This window comes from Amycolatopsis rubida (genome assembly GCF_900115345.1).
GTDB classification, from domain to species: domain Bacteria; phylum Actinomycetota; class Actinomycetes; order Mycobacteriales; family Pseudonocardiaceae; genus Amycolatopsis; species Amycolatopsis rubida.
Genome location: NZ_FOWC01000009.1, coordinates 281,503 through 308,006, shown reverse-complemented (window position 1 = coordinate 308,006; position 26,504 = coordinate 281,503). Strand labels below are relative to the sequence as shown.

Annotated in this window: 22 protein-coding genes; 12 read left to right on the top strand and 10 right to left on the bottom strand. The window is 65.7% G+C overall.

Annotated features, from left to right (window positions below):
• Positions 1–23 precede the first annotated feature (23 nt).
• Positions 24–1,199: an MFS transporter gene (locus BM362_RS30970; protein WP_067575503.1), complete on the top strand. Its 1,176-nt coding sequence runs from the start codon at positions 24–26 to the stop codon at positions 1,197–1,199.
• Here the strand turns inward: BM362_RS30970 and BM362_RS30965 are convergent.
• Positions 1,152–2,066, bottom strand: a complete 915-nt coding sequence (locus BM362_RS30965) for a polysaccharide deacetylase family protein (RefSeq protein ID WP_093575506.1) — start codon at positions 2,064–2,066, stop codon at positions 1,152–1,154. The genes BM362_RS30970 and BM362_RS30965 overlap by 48 nt on opposite strands.
• A 56-nt stretch (positions 2,067–2,122) precedes the next feature.
• Between BM362_RS30965 and BM362_RS30960 the strand changes: the two genes are divergently transcribed.
• The 3 genes from BM362_RS30960 (at position 2,123) to BM362_RS48460 (ending at position 4,678) form a co-directional block, all read left to right on the top strand.
• Positions 2,123–2,917 (top strand): IclR family transcriptional regulator, encoded by a 795-nt coding sequence (locus tag BM362_RS30960; protein ID WP_208865388.1) that lies wholly within the window; start codon positions 2,123–2,125, stop codon positions 2,915–2,917.
• Positions 2,918–2,961: 44 nt separating this feature from the next.
• Positions 2,962–4,053, top strand: a complete 1,092-nt coding sequence (locus tag BM362_RS30955) for an NADH:flavin oxidoreductase/NADH oxidase (protein WP_093575504.1) — start codon at positions 2,962–2,964, stop codon at positions 4,051–4,053.
• 229 nt (positions 4,054–4,282) lie between these two features.
• Complete coding sequence (locus BM362_RS48460; protein ID WP_208865387.1) at positions 4,283–4,678, top strand: hypothetical protein; 396 nt, start codon at positions 4,283–4,285, stop codon at positions 4,676–4,678.
• A gap of 33 nt (positions 4,679–4,711) precedes the next feature.
• Here the strand turns inward: BM362_RS48460 and BM362_RS30945 are convergent, their stop codons facing one another.
• Both BM362_RS30945 and BM362_RS30940 read right to left on the bottom strand, forming a co-directional pair.
• Positions 4,712–5,443, bottom strand: a complete 732-nt coding sequence (locus tag BM362_RS30945; protein WP_244287347.1) for an SDR family NAD(P)-dependent oxidoreductase — start codon at positions 5,441–5,443, stop codon at positions 4,712–4,714.
• Positions 5,440–5,742: a hypothetical protein gene (locus BM362_RS30940; protein ID WP_244287346.1), complete on the bottom strand. Its 303-nt coding sequence runs from the start codon at positions 5,740–5,742 to the stop codon at positions 5,440–5,442. Before BM362_RS30940 ends, BM362_RS30945 begins: the two co-directional genes overlap by 4 nt.
• A gap of 85 nt (positions 5,743–5,827) precedes the next feature.
• Here BM362_RS30940 and BM362_RS30935 point away from each other — a divergent pair, with 85 nt between their 5' ends.
• The 3 genes from BM362_RS30935 (at position 5,828) to BM362_RS30925 (ending at position 8,427) form a co-directional block, all read left to right on the top strand.
• A complete protein-coding gene (locus tag BM362_RS30935; RefSeq protein ID WP_093575503.1) occupies positions 5,828–6,661 on the top strand; it encodes a LysR family transcriptional regulator in 834 nt (277 codons plus the stop codon).
• A gap of 149 nt (positions 6,662–6,810) precedes the next feature.
• Complete coding sequence (locus tag BM362_RS30930) at positions 6,811–7,350, top strand: helix-turn-helix domain-containing protein (RefSeq protein WP_067575482.1); 540 nt, start codon at positions 6,811–6,813, stop codon at positions 7,348–7,350.
• 189 nt (positions 7,351–7,539) lie between these two features.
• Positions 7,540–8,427 carry a carbohydrate-binding protein gene (locus BM362_RS30925; RefSeq protein WP_093575502.1) on the top strand — a complete coding sequence of 296 codons (888 nt, stop codon included), beginning with the start codon at positions 7,540–7,542 and terminating at the stop codon, positions 8,425–8,427.
• Here BM362_RS30925 and BM362_RS30920 read toward each other — a convergent pair.
• Entirely contained in the window at positions 8,424–9,380 is a 957-nt protein-coding gene (locus BM362_RS30920) for a LysR family transcriptional regulator (protein ID WP_093575501.1), read from the bottom strand. The two genes, BM362_RS30925 and BM362_RS30920, sit on opposite strands and share 4 nt — an antisense overlap.
• Before the next feature lie 886 nt (positions 9,381–10,266).
• On the opposite strand from BM362_RS30920, the gene BM362_RS30915 reads away from it, so the two are divergent.
• A complete protein-coding gene (locus tag BM362_RS30915; protein WP_093575500.1) occupies positions 10,267–12,027 on the top strand; it encodes a chitinase in 1,761 nt (586 codons plus the stop codon).
• Between the two features lie 453 nt (positions 12,028–12,480).
• Here the strand turns inward: BM362_RS30915 and BM362_RS30910 are convergent, their stop codons facing one another.
• The gene (locus BM362_RS30910; RefSeq protein ID WP_093575499.1) at positions 12,481–12,690 is read right to left on the bottom strand and encodes a hypothetical protein; all 210 of its coding nucleotides are present in this window, start codon (positions 12,688–12,690) and stop codon (positions 12,481–12,483) included.
• 559 nt (positions 12,691–13,249) lie between these two features.
• Positions 13,250–13,381, bottom strand: a complete 132-nt coding sequence (locus BM362_RS50060) for a hypothetical protein (protein WP_280142752.1) — start codon at positions 13,379–13,381, stop codon at positions 13,250–13,252.
• 414 nt (positions 13,382–13,795) lie between these two features.
• Between BM362_RS50060 and BM362_RS30905 the strand changes: the two genes are divergently transcribed.
• The 3 genes from BM362_RS30905 (at position 13,796) to BM362_RS30895 (ending at position 16,682) form a co-directional block, all read left to right on the top strand.
• Entirely contained in the window at positions 13,796–14,152 is a 357-nt protein-coding gene (locus BM362_RS30905) for a helix-turn-helix domain containing protein (protein ID WP_167545498.1), read from the top strand.
• Entirely contained in the window at positions 14,149–14,952 is an 804-nt protein-coding gene (locus BM362_RS30900; RefSeq protein WP_093575497.1) for an MATE family efflux transporter, read from the top strand. Before BM362_RS30905 ends, BM362_RS30900 begins: the two co-directional genes overlap by 4 nt.
• A gap of 521 nt (positions 14,953–15,473) precedes the next feature.
• Positions 15,474–16,682: a hypothetical protein gene (locus BM362_RS30895; RefSeq protein WP_093575565.1), complete on the top strand. Its 1,209-nt coding sequence runs from the start codon at positions 15,474–15,476 to the stop codon at positions 16,680–16,682.
• 169 nt (positions 16,683–16,851) lie between these two features.
• Here the strand turns inward: BM362_RS30895 and BM362_RS30890 are convergent, their stop codons facing one another.
• The 4 genes from BM362_RS30890 to BM362_RS30870 form a co-directional block, all read right to left on the bottom strand.
• Complete coding sequence (locus tag BM362_RS30890) at positions 16,852–18,246, bottom strand: AbiJ-related protein (protein ID WP_093575564.1); 1,395 nt, start codon at positions 18,244–18,246, stop codon at positions 16,852–16,854.
• 343 nt (positions 18,247–18,589) lie between these two features.
• Complete coding sequence (locus tag BM362_RS30885; protein ID WP_013673440.1) at positions 18,590–22,102, bottom strand: DEAD/DEAH box helicase; 3,513 nt, start codon at positions 22,100–22,102, stop codon at positions 18,590–18,592.
• Positions 22,087–23,070, bottom strand: a complete 984-nt coding sequence (locus BM362_RS47010; RefSeq protein WP_013673439.1) for a hypothetical protein — start codon at positions 23,068–23,070, stop codon at positions 22,087–22,089. The genes BM362_RS30885 and BM362_RS47010 overlap by 16 nt, the downstream gene beginning before the upstream one ends.
• Before the next feature lie 805 nt (positions 23,071–23,875).
• Positions 23,876–25,747: an AlbA family DNA-binding domain-containing protein gene (locus tag BM362_RS30870; RefSeq protein WP_143132520.1), complete on the bottom strand. Its 1,872-nt coding sequence runs from the start codon at positions 25,745–25,747 to the stop codon at positions 23,876–23,878.
• Between the two features lie 222 nt (positions 25,748–25,969).
• Here BM362_RS30870 and BM362_RS30865 point away from each other — a divergent pair, with 222 nt between their 5' ends.
• Complete coding sequence (locus tag BM362_RS30865; RefSeq protein WP_083845099.1) at positions 25,970–26,503, top strand: NUDIX hydrolase; 534 nt, start codon at positions 25,970–25,972, stop codon at positions 26,501–26,503.
• Position 26,504: the final 1 nt, after the last annotated feature.

Sequence of the window (26,504 nt, the reverse complement as noted above, 5' to 3'; positions counted from 1 at the left end):
CTTTAGGTTCTATCTTCGGCCTCGTGACCGAAACGACTGACGCCGGAGTACGGCGCCCACCGAGATCCCTGCTGGCGACGCTGCTCGGCGTCAGCACCATGACCATCATGGCCAGCGCCACGATCACGCCCGCCCTGCCGGGCATGCAGCGGCACTTCGCCGCCGAACCGCACGCGGAACTTCTCGTCCGGCTGGTGCTTACGTTGCCAGGGCTGGCGATCATGGTGTCCGCACCGTTGCTCGCCAAGCTGAGCGGCCGGACCGGACGCGTACCTCTGCTGCTCGCCTGCCTCGCCCTCTACACCGTCGGCGGCGGATCCGGTCTGCTGCTGGATTCCCTTCCCGCGCTGCTCGTCGGACGGGCCGTGCTCGGGATCGGCATCGCCGGGATCATGACCACGTCCACCGCATTGATCGCCGACCACCATGATCCCGAGGAACACGGCCGGGTGCTCGGATTACAAGGTGCGGCAATGGGTTTCGGCGGCGTCGTCGCACTGCTCCTCGGCGGATTGCTGGCCGCGCTGGACTGGCGGGGGCCCTTCGCCATTTACCTGCTGGCGATTCCGATGCTGGCGCTCGTGCTGCGATTCGTTCCCGACGCACCCGGCCAGCCAGCCGACCCGACGGACACCACCACTGCCGCGTCGCCGTGGCAACCGCGCCTGCTCGGATTGTACGCGCTGATCTTCATTGGCGTCGTGGTCTTCTACACCGTTCCGACGCAGGCTCCGTTCTGGCTGGCCGAAGTCGGCGGCGCGGGACCGGCTGTCGCCGGAGCCTTGATCGCCGCGGTCAACCTGGTGATGACCTTGGTGGGACTGAACTTCCGCCGGCTGCGTGCCCGCTGGTCCTTCCCCGTGCTGGCCATCGCGATGTTCGCCGCGTTCGCCGTCGGGCTGGTCGTCCTGGGTAGCGCGGGTGCGTTGTGGACGGCTGCGCTGGGCATGGTCGTGGTCGGACTTGGCGTGGGGTTGCAGAACCCGACCGTCAACGGATGGCTGGTCTCCACCGCGTCGCGTGGGGTTCGGACCAGGTCGCTGGGATTGCTGACCTCCGCGTTGTTCCTCGGACAGTTCTCGTCGCCGCTGATCGCGCAGCCGGTGATCGACGCCGTCGGGATGGGGACGACGTTCGTTCTGGCTGGAGCGTTAGCCGCGGCCGTCGGCATTGTCGTGGCTGTCATTCATCGGCGTTGACACGTAGTCGACGACTTGCGCGTGCGTAGCGAACCAAACCCCGTCGTGCGAAGCGATGTGCTCCAGCAGCTCGGCGAGAATCGTGATGCGGGAACGATGTCCGATGATGTGCGGGTGCATGGTGAGCTGGAAGAGGCCGCCCTCGGCCAGCGCGAGGTCGAACTCGTCGCGCCAGATCGGCAGCACTTCCCGCGGCGGAGTGTAGGGGCGCTGCGAGCCGAAGCGGTTCATCGTGAAATACGGCGCGTCGTCGCGGATCCATTCCACCGGAAGCTCGACGATGCCGGTCGGTTCGCCGTCGGCGAGGATCTCGTAGCAGTCGTTGTCCGCCATCAACGAGGAGTCGTAGGCAAGGCCCAGTTCGCGGATGATCGCGAGGGAGCTTTCGGAGAAGTCCCACGACGGGGTGCGGATGCCGACCGGACGCGTGCCGGTGAGCCGTTCCACCGTGTCGGCGGCCCGGAAGGTGAGGTCGCGTTCGGCGGCGGGCGGCAGTTGAGCGTTGCTTTCGTGGATCCAGCCGTGCAAGGCGACCTCGTGTCCGGCGTCCACATAGGACTGTGCCTCGCCGTCGTGCAGCAACGCCGAAACCGCGGGCAGGAAGAACGTCGACGGCGCCCCGAACCGCTCCAGCAGCTTCAGCACCCGCGGCACGCCGACCCGCGAGCCGTACTCGCCTTGCGAGAGCTTGCCCGGCAGCACGTGGCCGTCGCGCAGCGAGATCGTCTCGTGGTCGGAGTCGAACGACAACGCCACGGCCACCCGCGCCCCGCCCGGCCAGGATTCCGGCCGCAACGGCCGCCCGGCACGCACGCGATCGACGTGGCCCCGCCAGGTCTGCTCGTTCCACTGCCACGGTTCGGTCATGCCTGCTCCCCCTGCGACGCGAGGCTTCATCGTATCGCTGTGCCACGATGAGGCACATGCACGACGAGGAGGCCGACAAACCGGCCAGCGGGGTCCGGACGATGAACAGCGTCCTCAGCACGCTGCGAGTTTTCGAGGAAGTCGCCCAGCGACAGCCGATCGGCGTCTCCGAGCTGGCGCGTTGCACGGAGATCCCGAAGAGCACCGTGCAGCGCGGGCTGATGACGCTTCAGCAGGCAGGATGGCTGAAAGTCGTGGACGCCGAACGCGCTCGCTGGGGCGTCGCGCCGCGGGTGCTGGCGCTCGGTCTGCGCGATTGCGGAAAGCCGGATCTCAAGGAGGTCGCGGGCCCGGTCATCAAACGGCTCGCCGCGGAGACCGACGAAACCGTCATGCTGGCCGAACGCGACGGCGACAACCTGGTCATCGTCGCCACCCAGCACACCGACCAGATCGTGCGGGTTGTGCTGGACGTCGGCACGCGCGTCCCGCTGCTGGCCACTTCCGGCGGCACGGCGATCATGGCCCGGCTCGACGAATCCGAGGTCGAGGAGCTGTTCACCCACGAACTTCCCGAGTTCGCCCAGAACCCGGGACCGGATTTCGTCGCCCTCCGCCGCGACATCGCCCTGACTGCGAAGCGCGGATACGCGCTCAACGGGTCCTCGTCGTGGTACCGCCCGCAGGTGTCGTCGATTGGTGCGGCCATTACGGATCCGGCCGGACGGCCGGTGGCGACGATCACCCTCGCGATTCCGGACATGCGCTACACCCGCGCGCAGGAGAAGACCTTCGCGCCGCTGGTCGTGGCGGCAGCAGCAGAGGTCAGCCGCCTGCTCGCCGAGAACTGACACCTGTGTGCCGCATTGCGGAATGAGGCGTACCGTCTAGTGGCATGAGTGAGTTCAGTGCGTCCAGCGCGGAGTTCCCGGAGACGACCCCGTTGCGCTTGCGCGATGTCACCTTCGGCAACCGCGTCTGGATGTCCCCGATGGCGCAGTACGCGGCGGGCCCGGACGGGCTGCCGACCGAATGGCATCTCGCGCACTACGGCCCCCGCGCGATCGGCGGCGTCGGGCTGGTCATGGTCGAGGCCACCGCGATCAGCCCCGGCAACCGGTGCACCGCGGCCGACCTCGGGATCTGGAACGAGGAACAGGCGCTCGCGCACCGGAGGCTGACCTCGTTCGTCGCGGGCCACGGCGCGGTGCCCGCGGTGCAGCTGAACGCCGTCGGCCGCAAGGGATCGCACCAGGTCCCGTGGGTCGGCGACGGGCAGAACGGGCCGGTGCCGGTCGCCGACGGCGGCTGGGAGCTGATCGCGCCGTCGGCGATCCCGTTCGGCGACCTGGCGGTGCCCCGCCCGGCCACCGCGGCTGACCTGGACCAGGTCGTCGAGGACTTCGCACACGCGACCCGGATGGCCGAACTGGCCGGTTACCAGGCCGTCGAAATCCACGCCTCGCACGGCTATCTGCTGCACCAGTTCCTGTCCCCGCTGTCCAATCACCGCACCGACGAGTACGGCGGGAGCCCGCGGAACCGGATGCGCTTCCCGTTGCGCGTGGCCCGCGCCGTGCGGGAGGCGTTCCCCGAGGACAAGCCGGTGTTCGTTCGCATCACCGCCACCGACTGGGTCGAGGGCAGCATCGCGCTCGACGACGCCGCGGAGTTCGCCAAGGAACTGGCGGCCATCGGGATCGACCTGCTCGACGTAACGTCCGGCGTGCTCGTCCGCGACCGGGGCGCCCGCCCGCCGAGCCGGGAAGGCGTGAACGTCGATTTCGCCGCCACGCTCAAGGAAGCGTCCGGGCTGGCCGTCGCGCCGGTCGGCCAGATCACCGATCTGGCGGCCGCGGGCCAGATCATCCGCGAGGGCAGGGCCGATGCCGTGCTGATGGGCCGCTCGCTGCTGCGCGACCCGTACCTCGCCCTGCGCAACCAGCCCAAAGACGCCTGGCCCGTCCGCTACCACCGCGCTTTCTGATGGACTGCACCATGAATCACGAAACCAGCCGTCCGGATGGCACGAGAATCCATTACACCGCGACCGGTTCCGCCGATGGACCCACGCTGACGCTCATCCACGGCTGGGGCTGTGACCGCGGGGACTTCGACACGATCGTCGAGCACGGCGACTCACGGTCGCGGTCGAGACCGCCCGGCTGCTTCCGGACACGGTCACCCGGGTAACCGCGCTTGAGGTGTTGCACTACTTGAATTTGTTCCCCGCGCAGAGCGAGGACGACGTGCAAGCGTTGCCGCGGCCGTTCCGGGAGAACTTCGCCGGCGCGATGCGCGGCATGGTCGAAGCCGGTGCGCCCGAGGGCACCGATCCGTCCTTAGTGGACCGTTACACCGAGAAGATGGGCTCGGCACGCCAGCCGGCTGGACTGCACTCGCTCGAAGGCCTGGTGCGCTGGGACCTGGACGCGGCGCTGCGCGAGGTCGCCCAACCGGTCGCGCTGTTCGTCGTGCGCTCGATCATCGCCAAGGAGGCGATCGAGCGCTACGGCGACCGGATCCGGATCGAGCTGGTCGACCTCGGCAGCCGCCACTTCCCCGTCGAATCCCCCGCCGAGACCACCAAGCTCCTGGCCGGCGAACTCTAGGCGCGGTGCAGGTGGGCCGCGCACCGTCAAGAGCTACGCCCGCCGTCCGCCATCGACCGACAACGTCGTCCCGGTGACGTACGACGCGGCGTCCGAGCAAAGCCAGACCACGGCCGCGGCGGCTTCCTCCGGAGTGGCCAGCCTGCCGAGCGGAGTGATCGCCTCCTGCCGGGCGATCACAGCGGGGTCGGCAGCCCACTTGTCGAACCCCGGCGTCCGAGTCGGCCCAGGGCACACCGCGTTGACGCGGATGCCGTCCGCCGCGTAGTCCACCGCCGCGACCTTGGTCAGGCCCACAATCCCGTGCTTCGCCGCGACGTAAGCCGGTGCGTTCGGGATCGCGTACAACCCGCCGTTGGATGCGACGTTCACGATCGCGCCGCCCTTCAGGTGCGGCAGTTCGTACTTCATGCAGAGGAAGGTCCCGGACAGATTCACCTGCACGACGCGCTCGAACTCGGCGAGGGTCAGCTGGTCGACGCGTTTATGCGACGACAACCCGGCATTGTTGACCGCGAAGTCGAGCCCGCCGTACGCCTCGACTGCCTGCTTCACCGCGGCCTGCACCGAAGACTCGTCGCCGATGTCGACCTGGACGGCCAGCGCTTCCCCGCCGTCCTTCTTGATCATCTCGACGGTTTCCGCCGCGGCCGCCTCGTCGAGGTCCAGCACGGCCACCGCTGCCCCGGTGCGCGCGAACCCGATCGCCGCTGCCCGGCCGATCCCGCTGCCCGCCCCGGTGACGAGCCCACGCCGCCGGTTCACCCGAGCGACTCGTGGTTCGCCCAGGCCACGCGGTACGAATACCGCGCCTGCCACTTCTCGATCACCTCATGCAGTTCAGGTGCGGTGAAGCTCTTGGCCAGCGTGTCGAGGTCGGCGAGGGTGACCTGGACGATCGCCGTCGCGATCAGCGCCGGGATGGCGTCTTCACCGGGGATCGGCAGGTGGCGCCTGGTCTGTACCGACTCGGCGAACCCGGTCGCCAGCATGGCCTGTTTGATATCGCTGAGGTACTGATCCAGCTCACCGTCGGGTAGCGGCTGTTCGAACGAAACAAGCATCGTGTGCGTTATCATGCTTCAAGTTTTGCCCTGTTTCCGACCGGAAGTCCAAGACCGATTCGCTATTTGGCGATAACCTGGAGGCATGGCTGAGCTGGAGACGCGCGAACTTGAGTACTTCCTGGCTGTCGCCAACGAACTGCACTTCGGCCGGGCTGCCGTACGGCTGTCGATCGCCCAGCCAGCGCTCTCGAAGGCGATCCAACGCATCGAAACCCGGCTCGGCGTGCAACTGTTCGCCCGCTCAAGCCGCCACGTCGAACTGACCGCGGCCGGCGAGGCGCTCCAGGAACACGGACGGCACGCGCTCAACGCGGTCAGCGCCGCCGCCCGCAACGCCCGCCGCGCCGGGGAAAGCCACCTGCGCCTGGTGCTCAAGCCTGGCGGGGACGCCGGACTGCTGTCCGGAATCCTCGCCGAGTACTCCCATCATCCCGACGCGCACCAGGTCGACATCCTCTTCAGCGGCCCCGCCGACCGCGCCGACTTCCTCCTCAGCGGCCGCGCGGACGTCGGCCTCCTGTTCGTCCCGTTCGACAACCTGACCAGGCTTGCGCACGAAACCCTGCACGCCGAGGACCGCGTGGCCATCGTCCCCAGCACGCACCGGCTGGCACAGCACGCGTCCGTCCGGCTGTCCGATTTGGACGGAGAACCGCTGCCGTCCTGGAAGGGCGTGCCCGGCCTCGACGGAACCGGCCCGGAGGTGGCTGACGTGGTCCAGCTGCTGCACCTCATCTCGCTGGAGCGGATGGTCGGCGTACTGCCGCGGTCTTTGGTCGGCCAGGTCCCGCCGGACGTGGTCTGCGTGCCGATCGAGGACGCTCCGCCCAGCCAGCTGGTGCTCGCCTGGAATGAGCAGGACCGGCGGCCGCAGGTGGCCTCGTTCGTGAACGCGGCGCTGGATTCGGTCCGGTGAAGCTCGGTTGAAAGCCGCCAGCGGCAACCTGGCAGGGGGCTTCCGGGCCTGAACACGCGAGCAGGCGAAACATCCGCCCGCGGTCGATCGCGGACAGCCGTCGGGCTAATTGCGTTCAGTCCTGCGGCCAGAAGTGTCATGCTGGCCTGGTGGAGGACATCATCGCCGCGGTCGGACCCCGGCTTCGGCACTTCCGGCGGCAACGGAACCGCACCCTGGACGAACTGTCGAACGCGACCGGCATCTCCATCAGCACCCTCTCCCGGCTCGAATCCGGCCAGCGCAAGGCCACCCTCGAACTGCTGCTCCCCATCGCCCGCGCGCACCGGGTCCCGCTGGACGAACTGGTCGGCACCGCCCCGCTGCAACCGGTCACGCGCAGCGACCGGACCGTCGTACCGCTCACCCGGCAGCCCGGCCGGCTGCAATCGCTCAAGATGATCTTCGACGCCGCCCGACGCGAGCCCGAACCGCGCACTCATCCCGGTCACGAATGGTTCTGCGTGCTCAGCGGCAAGGGCAGGCTCGTGCTCGGCGAACACGACGTCGTCCTCAAAGCGGGCGAGGTCGCCGAATTCGACACCCGGATTCCGCATTGGTTCGGCAGCACCGGCGAGGGTCCGGTCGAAATCCTCAGCATGTTCGGCAGTCAGGGCGAGCGCATCCGCGTCCGGGCCAAGACACGCTGATTGCTCCATGTGGCGGCATAACCCAAGGCGTAGGGGAAAACCTATGCCCGCGCTGACCTGCGCCGATCCGAACCCACCATCGAAAGTCGGTGCCTAGCACCAAAAATCCCGGCTTAACATCCGTGTCCCGCGGACGGACACCCTTTTCCCTCCGCGCGTTTCCTTCGCCCACGACGAGGAGATGCATCGATGCGGAAACTCTTTGCCCTGCTCACTTCCGCCCTGGCGGCCGCGGCCGTCGTCGCCGGCAGCCCGCCGGTTTCCGCGGCGCCGGACAGCGGGGTGGTGCCCGGGCTGACCGGGGCCGCCGCGAAAGCCGCCGCCGGGACCGCGGCGGACAAGTTCCTCAAACTGCGTCGCGAAAAAGCCGGCCGCTCCGTCAAACCGCGGCTCGACGCGCAGCAGCACACCTTCTGGGGCCCTGAACCGCAACTCTCCAGCGGCGCGGACGGAATTCTCGTCACGCACAGTGTCGTCCCCGACCTCCGGCTCTCGAACAGCGCGGACGTCGTTTACGCCCCGACGGTCAAGCCCACCGGGCATTCCTGCATCGAGGTCGTCACCGCGTACGGGCTCGACCAGGGCGGTCAGGTCTGGGCCTGGGACTGGTGCGGGACGGTCGGACCGGCGAAAGTAGTCCCACTGGACAGCTCGTTCCTCTCCACCTACACGTCCACAGTGGATGGACACCCGGCGTTCACCGTGCAGGAGGTCCAGACCGACGCGGGCAGCAACCGCTGGACCGCCTCGCTCTACAACGTGAAGACCGGCAAGTGGGACGACCTGTTCTCGCAGAGCGGGAGCGATCAGAGCACCCTCAACGAGGGCTGGGACATCTTCGAGCTGTACTCGACCGTCGACCCGTCGACCGGCCAGGCCTACTACTGCTCGGATGCCAAGGGCAAGGTGTTCGAATCCAGCCAGCTGCAACTGCGCATCGGCGGCCAGTGGACGCCGGCGACGGAGTCGAACTCGCCGTTGCAGCCGACCGCCAACCCGAACCCCAGCGACTACAGCTGCTCGTCGCTGCGGTTCGAGGTGCCGACGCCGAACAGCAACTGGCGCGTCACCGTCTAAGCCCCGGCCGGCAGGGGTGCGTGCCACCAGCGGTCGAACGCGGCACTGCACCCCTGCCGGTCGGCGTAATCGCGGGCCACCTTCCGGGATATCTCGCCGGCCCGGTCCGCGACCGCCGTGCCCGGCCGGTAACACAACCGCAGCTCCTGCCACAGCGGTGCGTCCTCGATCGCCCGCACCACGATCCCGCCCTGCCGATCCTCGCGAGTCGCCAACGCCGGCGCGACCGCCATGCCCTCGCGCACCAAGTCCAGCAACGTAGCCAGGCACTGCGGCCGGTGCGGCTGATCGAGTACGACGCCGCGCTGTCGGCAGACCTCCTGCAAGTACACCGACCACCGAGTCGTCCACGGCGGATCGTCCGCCCAGGGATACCCGGCCAGCTCCGCCAGCGGTATCTCCCCGCGCGAGGCCAGCGGATGATCTTCGGCCAGAATCACGAAAACCGGCTCCCGCGCCTGCACCACGATGCTCTCGACGCCGTCCGGAACGATCCGGTCCGGAAGCGGCGCAAGATAAACCAGCGCGAGATCAAGCTCCCCGTCCGCGAGCGCCGCCAACGCCCGGGCTTCGTCCTGCTCCTCATGCACCCGGACCCCGGCACACCACGGCTGATCCCGCAACCACCTCGCCAACGCGAGATGCAAAAACCCGCTATACCCGCCGATGCGCACCGCTCCACCCGGCTCCCGCCGCACGCCGGCCCGCTCGGTCAGCGCGGACATCCCGGCCAGCACCGCCCGCGCGTCCGCGACAACGTCCTCGCCGAGCGCCGTGGGCACACACCCGGTCGGCGAGCGCGCGAACAAACTCCCGCCGACCGACCGCTCGACGCGCCGCAGCAACCCGGACAACGCCGGTTGAGACACGTGCAACGTCTTGGCCGCGCGAACGAGACTGCGCGCGTCGGCGATGGCCACGAGCGCGCGCAGATGGCGCAGTTCCAGCTCCATGACTCCTCCGGCCGCAACCCCTCTCGCCTGGTCACTGTAACGCCGCAGATCGTGAGGAATTACCGACGCGAGTCGGTACTCGGCCGCGAAATCACTCCTCCGCTGCCAGACGGGGTTCCGTTGGAGAGGGAGAACTCCGAAACGCTGGAGGAACCGCCGCCGCGCGCCGTCGGCTGGGCTGAAGACCACCGAACTGGCCGATGCCACCTGGGCGAACGTCCTCTCCCTGCCATCGCTGGCCTGGAGGCCGCTCCTGGCCGCGAGGAACCCTTGCGGTACTCGACTGACGCCTCCGCGGCCGAAATCCGAGGAGACTTTTCGCGACGGCAAGAACACGCGCCGCCCTGGCACCAGCGATCCTGGCCGCGTGCGGTTCGACCGAAGCGGCCAGTTCGCCGGACCAGCCGCCTCGGCGCCGAACAGCGCTCCCCAGCCGTCCGGGACGCGGCAGCCCGCGTCCGGTACCCGGCCTACCAGACCGCAGTCGAACGCTGGGTCAGCCAGATCCTGCGGAAGCACTACGCGAAAGCCTGCCTGTCAGCGCTCCCGTGCTGCCGCCCGGCAAAGACGCTGTGCAAGAGCGCCGAGCCGCTGCACGACGCCTGGGCCAGGCCCGGCGGCACGCTGCCACTACCAGGGAAAGTCACCGTGGACGAGGCCAACGCGTCCGGAGAAGTCAAGCTCGACGGCCACACCCTGCGCAGCCTCGAACTCGTCGGAGCCACCGGCTCACCTTCAAGGCGGAAGCCCGAGGGCGCCTAGTACGTCCAGGGCTTCGACCTCAACATCTGATCCCGACTTTCGTCGGTCCGATAGGTCTGGACAACTTCGCGAGTGGTCTAGACAATAACGAGCCAGGGGGTCGCATCGGACCGGAGGAACCGCAATGAAGCGTGCTCGTTTCCTCGTCGTGCTCCTGCTAGCCGCAGCCGGACTTGTCGTCGGCGGGCCAGCGCAGGCGGCGAACCTGCTCGCCAACCCCGGTTTCGAAGCCGGTTCGACATCCGGCTGGACCTGCCCGGCAGGTGCCGCCGTGAAGACGCCGGTGCACTCGGGAACCTATGCCCTAGCCGTCGCCCCCGGTGCCTCTGACCAGGGTCAATGCACCCAAACGGTGCCCGTGCGCCCCAGCACGACCTACTCGGTTTCCGCCTGGGTGCAAGGCGCGCCGGTCTACCTCGGCGTCACCGGCGGCTCCTCCACGTGGACCAACGCATCCGCGTACAGCCAGCTTTCGCTGTCCTTCACCACCACCGCGAACCAGACATCCGCGGAGCTGTACCTGCACGGCTGGTACGGCGCCGGCACGTACCACGTCGACGACGTAGTACTCGACGGCCCTGGCGGCGACACGCCCGACGCCCCCGGCGTCCCAGGAAGCCCGACAGTCGGCACCGTGGCCGACACGTCGATCGCGTTGAACTGGGGCGCAGCCGCAGGCACCGTCACCGGCTACCGCGTCTACGAAGACAACGCCCTGCGCGCCACCGTGCCCGGCACGTCCACAACGCTTTCCGGCCTGACCGCCTGCACCTCGCACAGCTACTCAGTCACCGCCTACAACGACAAAGCCGAATCCGCCCACACGCCCGCAGTTTCCGCGACCACCAGCGGCTGCACCAGCACCGGCCTGCCGAAACACTCATTGATCGGCTACGTCCACGCAAGCTTCGCGAACGGCTCGGGGTACCTGAAGCTCGCCGACGTCCCGAGCGCGTGGGACATCATCGACCTGGCCTTCGCCGAACCAACCTCGGTGACCTCCGGCGACGTGCGCTTCAACCGCTGCTCCGCCACCGAATGCCCCGGCGTGGAAAGCGACGCGGACTTCATCGCGGCGATCCGCGCGAAGCAGGCGCAGGGCAAGAAGGTCCTGATCTCGATCGGCGGCCAGAACGGCGAAGTCCAGCTCACCACTACCGCCGCCCGCGACAACTTCGTCAACTCGGTCGCGGCGATCATCGACAAATACGGCCTTGACGGCTTGGACGTCGACTTCGAAAGCCAGTCCCTGTCCCTGAACTCGGGCGACACAGACTTCCACAACCCGACCACACCAGTGATCGTCAACCTGATCTCGGCTTTGAAGACCCTGAAAGCCCGATACGGAGCCAAATTCGTCCTGACGATGGCCCCCGAAACGTTCTTCGTCCAGGTGGGCTACCAGTTCTACGGAGGCGCCGGCGGCGGCGACAGCCGTACTGGTGCGTACCTGCCGGTCATCTACGCCCTGCGCGACTCGCTCACGGTGCTGCACGTCCAGGACTACAACTCGGGCCCAGTCATGGGATTGGACAACCAGTACCACACCATGGGCGGCGCGGACTTCCTGATCGCGATGACCGACATGCTCAAGTCCGGCTTCAAGGTCGCGAACACCGGCCAGACTTTCCCCGGCCTACGCGAGGACCAGATCGCCGTCGGCCTCCCCGCAGCCGTCAGCGCAGGCAACGGCTACGTCTCTCCGTCCGAAGTCCAAACCGCCGTGACCTGCCTGGCCCACGGAACCGGCTGCGGCTCATACACCCTGCGCGGCGGGCCGTCGCCCGCACTGCGGGGGTTGATGACTTGGTCGGTGAACTGGGATCGGTACTACAACTGGGCTTTCCAGAACGCGCACCGGCCGTTCCTGGACGGACTCGGCTGAGCGATCGAAAGCACGATGTGAGGCCTAAACGCGGATGGTCATGGGGACACCTACCGGAAATTCTCCAAGGTTGCTCTTCAGCGCGATATTTGAGATGGAAATTGAGGTGATCCGCGCATCCGGCTGCGCGGGTTTCCCGAAAAGAGAAAACAATGCATCGCATTGAACTTCATACCCCAATATTAAGTCTGCTCGATTGCGAGCAAGCGCAGCTGGACATTGCTGGCGAAACTGCCCATCCTTGAAGCCGAACAGACGGTCCTCGGGAAAGCTTTCGCGCGCAGACGCTGACGAAGCCCGCCGTGAAGCTCTTCCGCACAAGCCCGATGCTCAAAACGTCCGCACCAGCGCCATCTGCTTTAAAATCGACGACTTCTCCGTCCTTCATTATTACGGCGGCAACAATATAGGCACTGATCCTCCTTATGGTCGGACCCGCACGAAGGGGAACCGTCATTCGCGACCCCGCGAGCCGAACAGTCCGTCCAGTGCGCCTAGCACGCGATCAACCGCCGCATCGAGCAGCACCGTGTCATCCGCAGACGACCAGTAGGCGACCGTCCGGGCGAGTTGCTCTCGCCAGAACGACTCCGGATCGGCAACCTCGAACCCCAGCGAGGCGGCGAACTGAGCGAACCCCTTGCCAGGCTGGCCGTCATCCATGCTGGTGGCCAGCGAACTCAGCAGCGGCCGACCGTGCTCGTGCTCGTATTGGCTGACCCGGCCTAGGGCGTCATTGAGCCCGCCGGAAGGGTGGCCGGCTCATCGGACAGCGCCACCGGCCGGCTGGATCAACCAGCGACCCAAGGTCTCGGTAGTAGATGCGGGCGTCCTCGGGCTGGTCCGGGGACCCCGCCCGAGCGCAGTCGCGCAGCCGCCGCCAGATAAGCCGCACGTCGGTCGTGAGCTGAATCAAGAGGGCCTCCGGACCATCCTCACGGCGCAGCCTCTCCGCTCTGTCGCGATCCGGGTCGGCTCGTGATCGTCGAACGTTACAAAATTGGCCGGCGACCGGTAACAATCGCAGTGATGCGGCGCTCCGCATCAAGCGCCGCAGAAGCGCAGGCCCGCATGCGCCGGAGTACTTCGGCAACCTCGGTGCCGTGCCCTCCCCAGTTCGCTCCGGGCAGTGCGGCTCTCTCGCTTCCGCGATGGTTGTCGACGATCTGGACGGAATACTCCATGACGCACAGCGGCAACCCGCTGCCGGAACCGAAAATCCCTACGCCGTCCACCAACCGGAGTCCCCGAAAGCGACGGCCAGCTCCTCCGGACTACGGAACTCCTCGCAGTAGTCACCCAGCGCCAGCACGGTCCCGTCCAGCCAGAACCGCGCCCGCTCCGCAGTCGTCAAGCCATCCACGATCGCCTCCGCGCCAACCCGGTGCGCCAAGCCCCGGCAACTCCCGCAGCACGCCGGCCCCGGGCGCGTCGGGCGCGATCCCGTCCAGCAGCCCGGAGTCCAGCCGCACGCTGAGCACCGGCCGCGCGCCCAGGCCGGACATCGGCCCGCAGGTTGTCCCTGTCCTCTCCAACAACCCATTTCGAGAAGAATGATCGCCCGCAGGTCCGCGAGGTCACGACCCACTACCACTGCTGTACTTTGCCGCTGTACAGGCACGAAAAAGGCTCTTCCCGATTTCCCGGAAAGGGCCTCTGACTTGCGGTGGAGGTTAGGGGACCTTACTCGAACATAAAAGACCAGTTCAGGGCACTGGAAGAGCTCCGTGAGAAGCTTCCCAGCCTCGATACACCCGAGCCACCGTCGATGAAGCGCGACAGCCCCGGCCGCGCCCGGCAACTCGGCCCCGAGCAGGTCGAGCAGCTGATCGCCGGCTACCGGTCCGGCGCGACGGTGTACGAGCTCGGTGACCGGTTCGGCATCGAGCGGCGGACGGTCAGCACCATCCTTCACCGGCGCGGCGTGCCGATGCGCCGCCGCGGCCTCACGCCCGACCAGGTCGACGACGCCATCCACCTCTACAACCTTGGCTGGTCCCTGGCCCGAGTCGGCGACCACCTCGGCGTCAACCACACCACCGTGCTGAACAAGCTGCGCGAACGCGGCATCCCCACCCGAGACACCCATGGGCGTCCACGCGTCGAAGCAGGTGGTGCTCGATGACCAGGCGTGCAGCTGTGTCGACGCGACCTGCTTCGGACGGGGCCTCCGTCGTACAGGCCGTCACCGTGATCATGGGCGTCGTCGTTGGACTCACTTTCCTCTTCGGCTTCGGCAACGTCCTCAACCTCGCGCTGCGGCTCGGCGTGCCCACTTGGGTCGCTCCGCTCGTGGCTCCCGCGGTTGACCTTTCGATCCTCGGGCTTCTGCTCGGCACCCGGCATCTGGCTCTCACCGGTGCATCCTTGGAGGTGCTACGGCCAGCGCGTCGACTGCTGATCTTCGCCAGCGTGGTCACGCTCGCGCTGAACGTGGCAGAGCCTCTCGTCGCGAGCGAATTCGGTAAGGCGGCGTTCGACGCGGTAGGGCCGCTCCTCCTGATCGGATGGTCCGAGGTCGGCCCTGGCCTGTTGCAAGCGATCGGCGCAACAAGTCGTACGCCAGTCGCACGCGAGGTCGAGCGGTCGGAGTCGGCTGCCGATGTGCCTTCGAATGACGGTGCGCCGGAGACGCAGGCGCAACCTGACGAAGACGTTCTGCAGCAAGGTCGAGAGAAAGCAGCCGTTGAGCGCACGCCGGAGGCGCTCTTGGCTCAGGCGCGGCGCGAGGACGCCGCTCATCGTGCGGCTCACCAGAAGCCGATATCCGCCGACACCTTGCGCGTCCGGCTCGGGGTGGGGGCTGCTCGGGCCCGTCACCTCGTCAAGACCGTCCGGGCCGAGTTCGACGAGCAGGTCGGGGCCCAGCGAGCCGAGAGTGACGTGGCGGATGAGACGCATGCGAGAGCGATGCTCGTGGCCTAGCGGTGGCAAGCGTAACGCCAGGTCGAGCAGGTACGACGCTTGGTGATAACCGAACGGGTGAGGTGATGGCGTGGGTGGTGAGGACGACGAGCTCGCTGGATTGCTGGCTGCCTGGTGTGAGGACATCGACAGCGTTCCAGCGCCGACCATGCTTGAGTTGGAGGTCGCGCTCGTGCTCCATGCCGACTCAGTTGTGACGCCCGCGGTGCGTCCTCCCACCCAGTCCCGCCGGTTCGGGACGACGGAGTTGCGTCGTCCGTGCTTTGGTGGCCGCCGTCGCCCTCGGCTCACTCATTCTCCAGGGCGACGCTGACTCTTCCCGTCCGCTCGGGCCACGGTCTTCAAGACGTTCGGCAGCGGGCCGCCAGACGGAGCAGAGGACCACGAAAGTGTCGAAGGTGAAGCAAGGTCTAACGCTCAGTGACTGTCGCGGCGGTCGGAACGGATCCGGCGCAGACTGTCGTGATGTAGGTATGACGCAGATCGACGAACGGCCAGCACAACGGCACGCGGAGGACCGGGTGAGCGATGAGCGCGAGCCAACCGCGGCCGAGATCCTGGAATGGCGCCGCGACGGCGTGTTCCTTCCCGATGGGAAGGCAACCCCGGAAGAGTTTCCAAGCCTGAAGAACATGTCGGCCGGCTTCCTGTTCAATGGCGTGCTCCGTCCGCTGGAACCCGCTCCGCCCGAGTACGTGGCGCTCCCGATGGCCCGATCGGACATGGAGCTGGTCGGAGCGGTCGGGCAGTGGAACATGCTGTGGGAGTCAGCCCAGTTCCGGCGACGCTTCTTCGACATGGACGACCTGCCCAAACCGATGGCGAAGATCGCAGACCTCGGCGACGTCAACGTCACGTTCGTGCCTCGGACACGCGCCCGGTACTTCGAGTACGCGCCGCTCTTCCACCTGCTGCCCAAGCGCGTCCTGGACATGTTCGGACTCCCGCTGTTGCGTGGTGGCCAATGGCCGTTCATGGCTGACTGGGCAGGCATCGACGACTTCCTCCCGACCGACTTCGAAGCCCGGCTGGCCCACGCCTGGGCGTGGACGGTCTGGCCGCACCTGATGTCCGGGTCGAAGATGAAGGCGTTCTCGGCCGACGACCCGATCCGGCTGCTGGCCCACAACCTCGACTTCTGGGTGCCCGCGGTCACCGCGACGATCCAGGACCGGCTGAGGGACTTCCCCGAGGTCGACAAGGGCAAGACCCCCAGCCCGGTCACCTTGGAGGACGAGAGCGTGCTCGCCGGAGCTATCGCCGGCAATCCGCGGATGGGCGGGCCTGTGTGGTTCGGTGAGGATGACGCCCAAGACGCCGTGGTTGAGACCGTGGATGCCGCCGACCGGACCGGCCAACTCCGCGGCATCCTGGACGCCGTCCGTTCCCACCGCGTAGAGGACGACTTCTCCAGCCAGTGGTCGTATGCACGCGAAGACTTCGAACGCAAGCTGCACGGCAAGCGACGCAAGGTCACGGTGAAGCTCGTCGAGTTGACCGACACGATCCCGGTCCAAGGGCCGGAGAGCGAGGTGTTGGGCAATCTGGTCACCAACGACTTCCTCGCGCTCATGGATGCGCGTAACCAGCAGATCGTGGTGCTGCTCAACAGTGGCATGACTAAGAAAACCGAGATCGCCGAGGTTCTCGGCTACGCCAACCACAGCGCCATTTCGAAGCGGCTGGCACAGATCCGCCGAACCGCGGAGGTGTACTTCGACGGGACCTGAGTCGCTGGGCGAGCCGTATATCGGATGCAATGACGCTGCCGATGTCGCTCCTGACTCGTTGTGGACACGCTGGACCCTCGGCGGGCCGAATCTGTGCCGATCACCGCTGAGGTATTGCTGTGACCGGTCGTCGCGCCGGACGGCGGCCAAACGTACTCGAACTGGTCGTTTACGCCCGATATGACCCAGCTAGGAGCCGGTCGAAGAAGTCTGAGACGGTCTTAGTGGCGCGGTCTTCGCTGAGTTCGTAGCCGCTGAAGCGGTAGACCTCGTATCCGGCCAGGCGAAGGTCGCGATCGCCGCGGGTGGTCTCGCTGTAGATACGAGGGCTCGGTTGCCGGGAGGGGGTCGCGTAGTGCTGTTCCCCATCGACTTCAAGCACGACTCGCCTGAGCCCAGGCAACAACATCAGGAAGTCCATGCGTTGGTTCAGGAAGGCGTCCTCGCCGCGCTGTCTCCGCGAGATTGGATCCCAATGCAACCAAACCTCCGGTAACAGCGCGAACAGCGGGTCGTGGTCCTTCGCGTAGTCGTAGTATGCAACGAGTAGCGCGTGCTGAGCTGGTGACGCATCGGCACAAACTGTCACTAGCCGTCGCCAAAGCTCAAGCTTCGCCTGGTCGGCGGGGATGCCCTTGCGGTGCGACCACCATGACTCTACGTCTCGCCAGGTCAGGCCGCGATCGCCGACGGGGACGTCGTAGGTGAGTACGGCGTCATCCCCAGTCAATATCTCGATGCTCTGATCAAGCACGTCGCGCAGCCGCAGCGCAGGCTTACCGTGCCGACCGGCAAAGAGGATAAGTTGGGCTGGCCGAGGTCGGGTTCCCAGCGCAACGATCGTGAAGGTCGGGTAGCCGTCATTCGTGCCGGACTCCGTAACCTTCAGGCCCGCGCGGGCAAGGATCGGCGAGATGGCTGCGACCATCTCCCGCTGTCGTGCCTCCCTCGGGTTCACCGACGCAGACAACAGCCCTTCCAGGAACAGCACGAACCGGCGATCTCCACCGTTTAGAGCACCGATCTCCTTGAAGAACTGCAGCGTTGTCCAGTCGCCCGGGAAGCGGAACATGTGCCGCACGACCGGCTCATACGGGTCCGTGGGCTCGAACGACCACTCGGGTGAGGGCAACACCCAGTGCCGCTTGACCAGGTTGAGAAGTCCGTCCGCCTCCAACCAGATCGCATCGAACGCGTCCAGCGCTTCGGCGACTTCACGGCGTGTCCGGGCGGTAATCTGCGGCCAGTTTTCGCGTGACCAAAGCAGGTCCTCGACTCGGTTGCTCAGTTCGATCGTTAGATCACCATGCTTGAGGAAGCTGGCACACACGGCCTCGTAATCACTCGGTGCAATGGCGTCGAACGCCATGTCGAGCCGCTGCCGTTTGGACAACGGCTTCCCCTCGCCGACCTGTGACGGGTCCGGATGCTCCGGTGGTATGACCAAACCCAACGCTGTACCCGCTTTGTCCAGGTCGACGTGCCGAAGATGGTGCAGACCTGACACGAGCTCTCTGGTTAACTCGCGGGCGTCGATATTCGCCTCAATCGGGTCGGCTGCCATCTCAGACCCCAGCGCTGCGCGGACGAGCGAACACGGCATCGGACCCAGATGGCCGCGTCAATACGACCGGTTTCGCCTGACCCGACAGGTACACCGTCTTCACCATGACCTCATCGTGCACCGTCGTAACTGACCATCGTGAGCCACCTTCGGTGGAAGATGCCGATTCCGCCGAGCTGGCAGGCAAACGGAGGATTCGTCGTGCCCGAAGCCGTGAACTTCGAACAGTACCGACCGTCGACCTGCAGACGTCGTCACCGCAGTCAGCCGTCTTCGGTCGCCCCTAGGAACCAGTTGATCTTCGCCGCGTTCTTGAGGGTCCAACGCTTGACCTCCTCGCTCACTAGTCGGAACCGACGATTTCGGGAGCCACGAAGTGCAAGTCGTGGCCTTGCATGGTTATGACGATGTCAAGCCCGCTCGCTAGGACAGCATCGACATCTGCATGTAAATCGACATCGACAACTGCGACCGCTAGGCCGGAGTCGCTGACGATCTGCAGTTCGGAGGGTGCATCGGTCGTTGTCGAAATATAGACGATCTCCGGCACCTGATAAGCAATTGCAAGCTCACTGCGAAGTGTCACTTGGGCGCGTCCTGTCTCAAGCAGAGATCGCAGCACATTGTTTCGACGAGCCCGGATGAACTGCAAGAGATCGAGGATCTCGCGTGCCACCGCGTCAAATGTGCTCCGCCAGCCTCGGATATGGAGGCTCGCGAGCCATGACCGTACGTCTTCAACCTCGACACCTTGGCGCTGCGCCTCGCTCCCGACGGCATGTGCCAATCGACGAGAACGCACTCCTTCGTTGAGCAACGCCAGAGCGTGCGGTGTGTTGACCCCGTGTCGGATGCACCATGCGGTGTCGGGCCGAAGGCGGCTTACAAGCCCGGCTTCCTCAAGGCCGGCGTTGACTTGCTCGACGAGCACGCCGACAGTCCAAGCCAAATAGTGTTCGAATGTTGAGCTGATGGCGTCGACAGTCTGTTCCAACTGCCACTCGACGGCAAGACCGGGAAGGATCCGTTCGGCAAGAGCAGGAACGTCAAGGCCGTCTATCCAGCCGGTCAATCCATCTACGATGGACACATCGATTAGGTTCTTGGTTCCCTTAGCCCTCGTCGACCAGAACTTCCAGCAGTTGTCGGCTTCTGGTTGTGCCAACAGTAATGTGAGTACTTGTTGTTCTGACAACAGTAGAATAGTCTCGTTGAGTGGCCAGTACCATGCGTCATCAGGGATAGCAACGCCCTGTTGGCGAAGCTCATATTCCCGTGCGGCAACAGCACCAACTACCCGACCGGCTATAGCATCTAGCCGCGCCGCGGTACCGAGCGAGGTTCCGGCAGCTGTCCAACGCCGTCGCTGCGCTGGGCTTGCACGTTCATAAGTGGCTCGAACCTGTTCGGCCAGCCGCAGCCAGCGTTGCCGAAGCGCCGGGTCCATCTGCTGAAATGCCAGTAGTTTGTCGAGGACGATGTCCATCTGGATGGGATCGTCGAAGACCGTCCACAGTGGCTGCAGCGTCGTTAGGACAAACCATGTATACGAGACGAAGTCGGACGCGACTGTGTCCGGCGCAAGTTGGAAGACCGCGTCAGCCGTAGTGGCGATGAGCTCCTCTGCATCGGCAAGGGCTGTCAGCGACTCGTCTGCCAAAAGAGTGGAGCGGGCTTCCAGCGCCTCGTCATTCGGGCGAAGCTCATCAAAATCCTTGAGTTCGGAGCGCTTCTGTAGCGCGAGCACGATCCAGCCTTCGGACTCACGGCCGGCCCGTCCAGCTCGCCCGATGGCGTTCATAAGCCGCGCGGCTCCGAGTTGAGCGCCAGGGTGTTGACCTTCAAACCGAGTTTCGGCGATCACGACTGTCCGAACCGGCAGGTTTACCCCGTCGGTCAGCGTGCTCGTAGAAACGATCGCCAATAGGACCTCGGTTCGGACTGCCTCCTCGATCGCGTCGAGAACGTCGACGGGCAGGCCGGCATGGTGGTATGCGACGCCGTGTTCGGCACACGCAATCAGCGGGTGCTGGTCGCCGAGCCGCTCACGGAGAAATTCGACGAGCTCACGCGCGACTTCACGCAGCGGTAGGTGATCTGCCAAGGATTTGGCAGCGTCACGCGCCATGGTTCGCGACGACACGATCATCAATAGACTGCCCGCGTGCGTCAGTATGGAAGCTGCCGCGGCGAAGATCTTGTACCCAGGCGTGCCGCCATCCTTACTCCTGACTCCAGTCGATGTTTCCTTGAGAATCAACTCACCCAGCGGCTGTTGAGGGCTTGTAGTAAGTGTCGTGACCGGCCCCGCCTCGGCAGGACGAAGACGTAGCTGCGCCACCTGTGGCACAGTGACCCGCGTTGGGTACTGTGCCGACTTTCGGAGACTCCGCACCGCGGAGTCCCAGACTGGCAAGGTGTTGAGTAGCGCATGGAGACGGCGGGGTCCCCGCCAATCAGACGTAAACAATACTTCTGGACGCTCAGAGTCAAGCCAGGACGCGAGCGAGGCAGCATTTCCGAGTACGCCGGAGAGAAGCACAATCCGCGGGTTCTCGTCCGCCGCCATGAGGTAAGCGAGCAGTCCTTCTACCGTGAACCCTCGCCCTGGTTGCGCCAGTAGGTGCGCTTCATCGATGACGAACAAGGAAAAGCGTTGCATGACAGCGTCGGCGTCATGACGCAGCAGGTGCATCAGTCGTTCGGGTGTCGTAACCTCGACGTCGGCGGGGTCTTGCGAGAACGACAAGATGTCGAACAGGTCGCTGTCGTCACTCAACTCGCGGTTGAGTACCCGAAGCCGTCCCGACAGCGCTTTTCGCATCTCCCGTCCAAGGCTGCGCAACGGGGTGACATAGCAGACTCCCCCCGGCTGCGTCGCGATGTGAGTGCAGATGATCAGCTGCGCGAGCAACGTCTTCCCTGCACTGGTAGGTACTGACAAGAGCAGCCGGCGCGTGGCTGGGTCCAAAGGGTTCATTCCTGGCCGCTCAAGCAGTTCTCTTTGAGGTGGCCACAGAGTCAAGACCGGCGGGTCAGCAAGGCAAAACGCCTGCGCCACGGCGCTCGGGGTTCCAGGGGGAAGGATCGAGTAGAGGCTGCCAGATTCAAGGCCATCGGCGATCGACAAGAGGTGTGCGGCTACCCAGCGGGCGTCGAGGTCTCCGGTTCCCGCAGTACCGTCCAGGACGGACACCAGCGCCGCTCGCGCTACTGGCAGCTGGCGGGCGGTGCCGAATGCTAAGAACCGGAGCAGCGACCACACGGCGCGCACGATCTGTTGTGCTGGACCAAACATCGTCGACTGGAGGTCGTCGAGCTCGACTGTTGTGGCGAGTTCGGTGAGTTGGCGTCGCCAACTGCGAAGTAGGGGGAACAGGAACCTCGTGTCGAGGCCGAGGAAGGCAACGCCGGCCTCGACCGCCAGTGTGTCAGCGTGATCGACTAGTGGTGTGGTGTCGACGAGGAGGTCCGAGACACGGCGGTATACCGCCGTGGCGTTCGGGTCGAGGTCAGCGCGTCGGTAGCCGACTTGTGCGCCGAAGGCAAGGTTCAGGCGTTGGCGTGCATCATGGCGGGGGTCTGCCAAGGTCAAGTCGAAGACGTGTGCGCTTACGGCAAAAGCTCGACGTTGTCGTGCCGGCGTATACAACTCGGCGGCTTCCGATGCCGACGCAACCGCGTGGAGGTACCACGCAGCACGTTCGAGGTTCTCGTCAACGGCGAAGTCTCCGCGGAAGGCCCTTATTTCGACGTCGGCGATCAGGCTCGCCAGTTCTTGTGGCGATGGCAGGACGCCCGTCTGGTGGACACCAAGTGCCTCGACGAGGTCCGGCAGGTTCAGAGCGCGCTCCATACCATCCTCCTGACTTCGTTGGCGAACTCAGTGAAGTTTTCGATCACGCAGAGCAGTCCTTCAAGTTGCCCCGCATCGGCGAACTGATCCAAGGTGCTCTCCAGCGGGGAGAAGCACGTCGCGGGAGGGGTTACGGTGTTCGTGGCGACCCCGACTCCTGCTCCTGCTCGTGGGTCTGCGTTGATCCACAGATCACCTAGCTCAGCAAAGAGGCTCCCGAGATCACCGTCTGTCTGGCGATGAGCGCTGGTGAGCTTGGCCAGATACTGCAGGCCCCTGATATTGAGCTGGTCCGAGGCGCGCTGCACGGTCGCAGTGACTACCGAATTTTCGGTATTGTGTTTCTTTATTTCCCACAGTCTGAAGAACAGTGAGGTGTTCGCGCCTGGCGGTGCATACACCACGAAACCGTCTTCACCTTGTTCAGTAACAGAGTAGCTCGGTTCGCTAAGGTATTGGCGCACGCGATGTGAGGCTTGCTGTTCTTTCATGATGAGATGCCACAACCACTCGGCGACGAATCCCTCCAGATGGTTGCTCTTTCCCTTTTTTTCCTTGGTGTCGCCGGACTGGACAGCGTTGGGCCGACCAAAGACAGAGATGATAAACGATGAGACAAGTTCTAGATCGTCGTCGGCTACGGCGTTCCCGGACAGGGCTGCCGCTTGCCAACAAGGGAATGCTCGTGATTTTCCGCATCGGAACCTCATGATCGCCTCTGCGAGGATCCACGCGACTGCACTGCGGCGGTCGGCGGAGAGGCCAACCATCGCCACGAGGTCCCATGCGCATTTACCGGGTGCATGCTGACCTCTGAACTCACTCACCAAGAGGCGACTGACCTGGTTGTCATGCTGAGCCGCGAGTCGGGCGGCCTCGGCCGGGCTCGTCGGCGGCACGACGGTTGCAACGGGGTGGTCACCTCGCGAACCGTCCGCCTCGGACGCGCTTCCGACGACGCTCTCCATCCGGTGGACCCTACGCCGATGTCACCTCTGACCTGGGGAAGCTCGCCGACGGGGCGCCCAAACGGCCTAGTGCGGCACGGCGAGACTCACCCCAGAGTGCCGACGTCTGGCTACAGCCCTGCCTACTCACGCTTCCGTAATGCGGAGAACGGAACGAGTTGGTCGACTAGCTGCAGCTTGCTGCCTCGGCCGTCTGCGAACGGGATCTCATAGTTGACGACGCGAGCCAGTCCCCTTCGACGCTCGGGAAGCGACCATGGAGTCGTCCTTGGACCTCGCCGGTCAGGTCGAGGCCGGTCTCGATGACGTGACGAGGGGCATCCGAGGCACGAACGAACAGCGCGTCCAGTCGGACCCAAACTGCGGTGAGCACCGGCCTGCATCCGTGGAGGTCGTCGCCTTCCCATGCTGTGAACGGGCTGTCGAGCAACTGGATCACCTGCCTACCGCGGAGCCGGAGGGCGCGGTAGGCGCAGGTCAAGGTAAGGCTCGTCATCAAGTTCGGCGCGCATCGGGCTCGTGCCGTTGACGGTTAGCCTCCAGCAATGGTCTGCGCCTGGCGTAGCAGCGCAGGCCGGACAGCTGACGTGGACCTCGTCGTCAACCACGATCGCACTGCACTCCGCCGGACGTAGAACGTGAAGGCCGAGCTTGCACGTGGCGGGCAAGACGGCGACCTGCGTGCCAGTTCCGTCGACCCGGCAGCGCAGTGCGCCGTCTGACCGAGTATTTGAACGCATCTGCAGGTCCACGACCGACAACATACACCCGAGTCGCACATACGTTCGAGGAACGTGGGTGATCTCTACAGTTGATCTTCGGATGCGTCCGTGAAGCCGAACGCTTGTCCCATGTACACGAACGCCTGGCGAGTCAGCGCTCGCCGGAGTTCCCGTGGAAGCTGCGGTGGCGCGGTGATCGTCACGGCCATGCTCGTGAGCTGGGCATCGACGCGCTCGCCGAATGCCGCGAAGTCGACCAGGTCGGTCAGTAGCGGCGGTGGCCCCGGAACATCGTGCTTCTGCTCGGCGCTCAACCGCAGCTCTACGGTCGGAGGGCCGGCCCACCGGCCGCCGCGCGGATCAGGAGTGATGATTGCTGGCAGTACCTCGGTCGCGGTCTGCCATGCAATGGAGAGGAACTCGGTCAACTCCTCCAGCGAGAGCCGGAGATCGGCGCTGGCTGCTACCTCACCTGACAACCCCAGCACGTCTGCCCAGGCCGCGAGATCGTATATCCGCAGCTCGGCGCAGGTCACGACAGCCGAGGACGTCGCGTTCGGCAGCGCAGCCATCACCTCGCCAGACAGCGCCGAGCGGTGGTCGGAGGTCTCGATCGTGGTCGAGAAACTGGCAGCATCACGAGCGTTCCGGTTGGGGCCTGGCTTCCACTGAGCGGCACGCAAGTCGGCACCACGCCGCTGCGACAGGATGGTCACGGCGCCGGCCAGCTCGCTGATCGGCAAGGTCATGGCGAACTCGCGCCGCCGAGCGGTCGGTATCTCTCGTTCTCCATTCCCAACCGAGGGCAGCGTTGCGATCGCCCGAACACGTAGCAGCGGCGGCGCGCCCCCGCCGGTCCAGTTCCCGGCGTAGCGGGTCGTGGTGAGGCTGAAGCTAGGGCTGGGCTCCCACGTCCAGGTCCGACCGGAATCAGCGCGGACCAGCAGGCCAGTTCCCCAGCGTCCTCCGCGCAGCTCGACCACGGTGGCCAGTTCGTTGACGACCCGTCCGGCCCGCGTGCTGTCCTGCTCGATGAACGGAAGCCCGAGGGCACCGAGCACATCACCGTCCGGTACTCCGCTCCCTGCAGCGTGCAGCGCGTCCCATACCGATTCTGCGATCGTGACGGGCAGCTGGTCAGGTAAGGCACAAATGATCCACCCGTCAGCCGGTCCACCCGATTCGAACTCCTGGGCGACACCTGGGCCGATCCGGTAGACCTCGGTCGTTGGCCGACCCAGGTGAATTAGCTGACGCGCCCGCTCGTATGCCTCCCGAAACGGCCGTCTCCAGCCCGGCTCGCCGACCCCGACCTCGTGTGCCGGTCGAGCTGCGTCCGCGGCGCGACTGGCGGCGGAGACCGCCTCGGTGACCAGCGCAGAGAGCACTTCCTCACTGGGGCCGCCGGCCTCCGCCCAGCCGAGCGCCAACAGCCGGCGGATCTCAGATTGTGGCAACCAGTGGGTACCATCGGCCTCCCGCACCGGAACCGCTACCGAGCGCTCACTCGCCTTGTCGTTGCCCGACGGCCCTGGTACGACGAACGGACGTTGTGTTTGCGATTGGGCGGGGATGTCGATCACCAGGACACCTCGTGCGTCGCCGCAGTCGATCCACTCGACGGTGAAGCCGCGTGGGGGCGGCATCACGCGGGTCCTGATGAGCTTGCGGTGCTGGTCGAGGTCCACCTTGTCCCTGGGAATCGGGCCCAGTTCAGAGACGATCTCTTCGCCGTTCTCGACCTGCGTCTTGAACCCGATCAGGAGCAGGCCGCCGGTCGCGGCGTTCGCGAACGCCGCGACGTCCTTGACCAACTCCTCCTTCCCGGTTGCGCTATCCAGCCGATATGGGCCGCCCTTGACGTCGAGCCAGGCGCACTCCCGCAGACCGATAACAGCGGCTGGATCGTTGATGCGCAGGGCATGCCGAACGTCGTCCAGGCTGGTAGCTGACATGCGATGCATTCTCCCTGGCCCGCGTCGGTGGCCTTCGGCAGCTGGGCTCTGCGACGAAATGCCATGTCGAAGAGGCGTGGGGGTTCGTCGGTCGACGGAGCAGCGGCGAGCGCAGCGTAGCTGCATGCCTTCTTAGTCTCAGTTTTCATCGCGGTGCACTTCCGCCGCCATCCGGCGCACGTACGCAGGACCCGTGCTGGTCGAGGCTGGCGAACTCATGGAATGATCAAGCACTTCACATCGAGCGTGTTCGTCTTCGGGCTGGTCGGTGGAGTGTGGCGCCTTGGATTGATCGAGCATCCTCGCCTCAGGCGTTGGATGATCCCAGGTGGTCATGCCGAACCGGGCGAGTCGCAGGTTGATGCTGCACTTCGCGAGGTCGAAGAGGAAACTGGCCGACGGGTTCGGTTGGTGCGGCCCCCCGGCCCAGCAGTCCCGCCCGACTTTCCCCGCACCGTTCTGACGATGCCGTGGTGGATCACCGAGCAGCCGGTGCCGCCGGATGGGCACTGCGGGAATCGTCACGTGCATGTCGATCACCAGTACGTCGCCTTCGTCACCGATCCGGACGAGGTGACCCGGAAGCCTGAGCACCCCTTCCGCTGGACCGACCGGGATGAACTCGACGGCCTCGCGATGTTCGCCGACACGCGGCTGCTCGCGGCCGGCTTGTTCGCGGTCGTGCCGATGCTCGGCGCTGGCGACTTCGACGCGGTGTCCGTTCTGACGTCGCTGGCTAGCGATGGGCAGTCGTGAT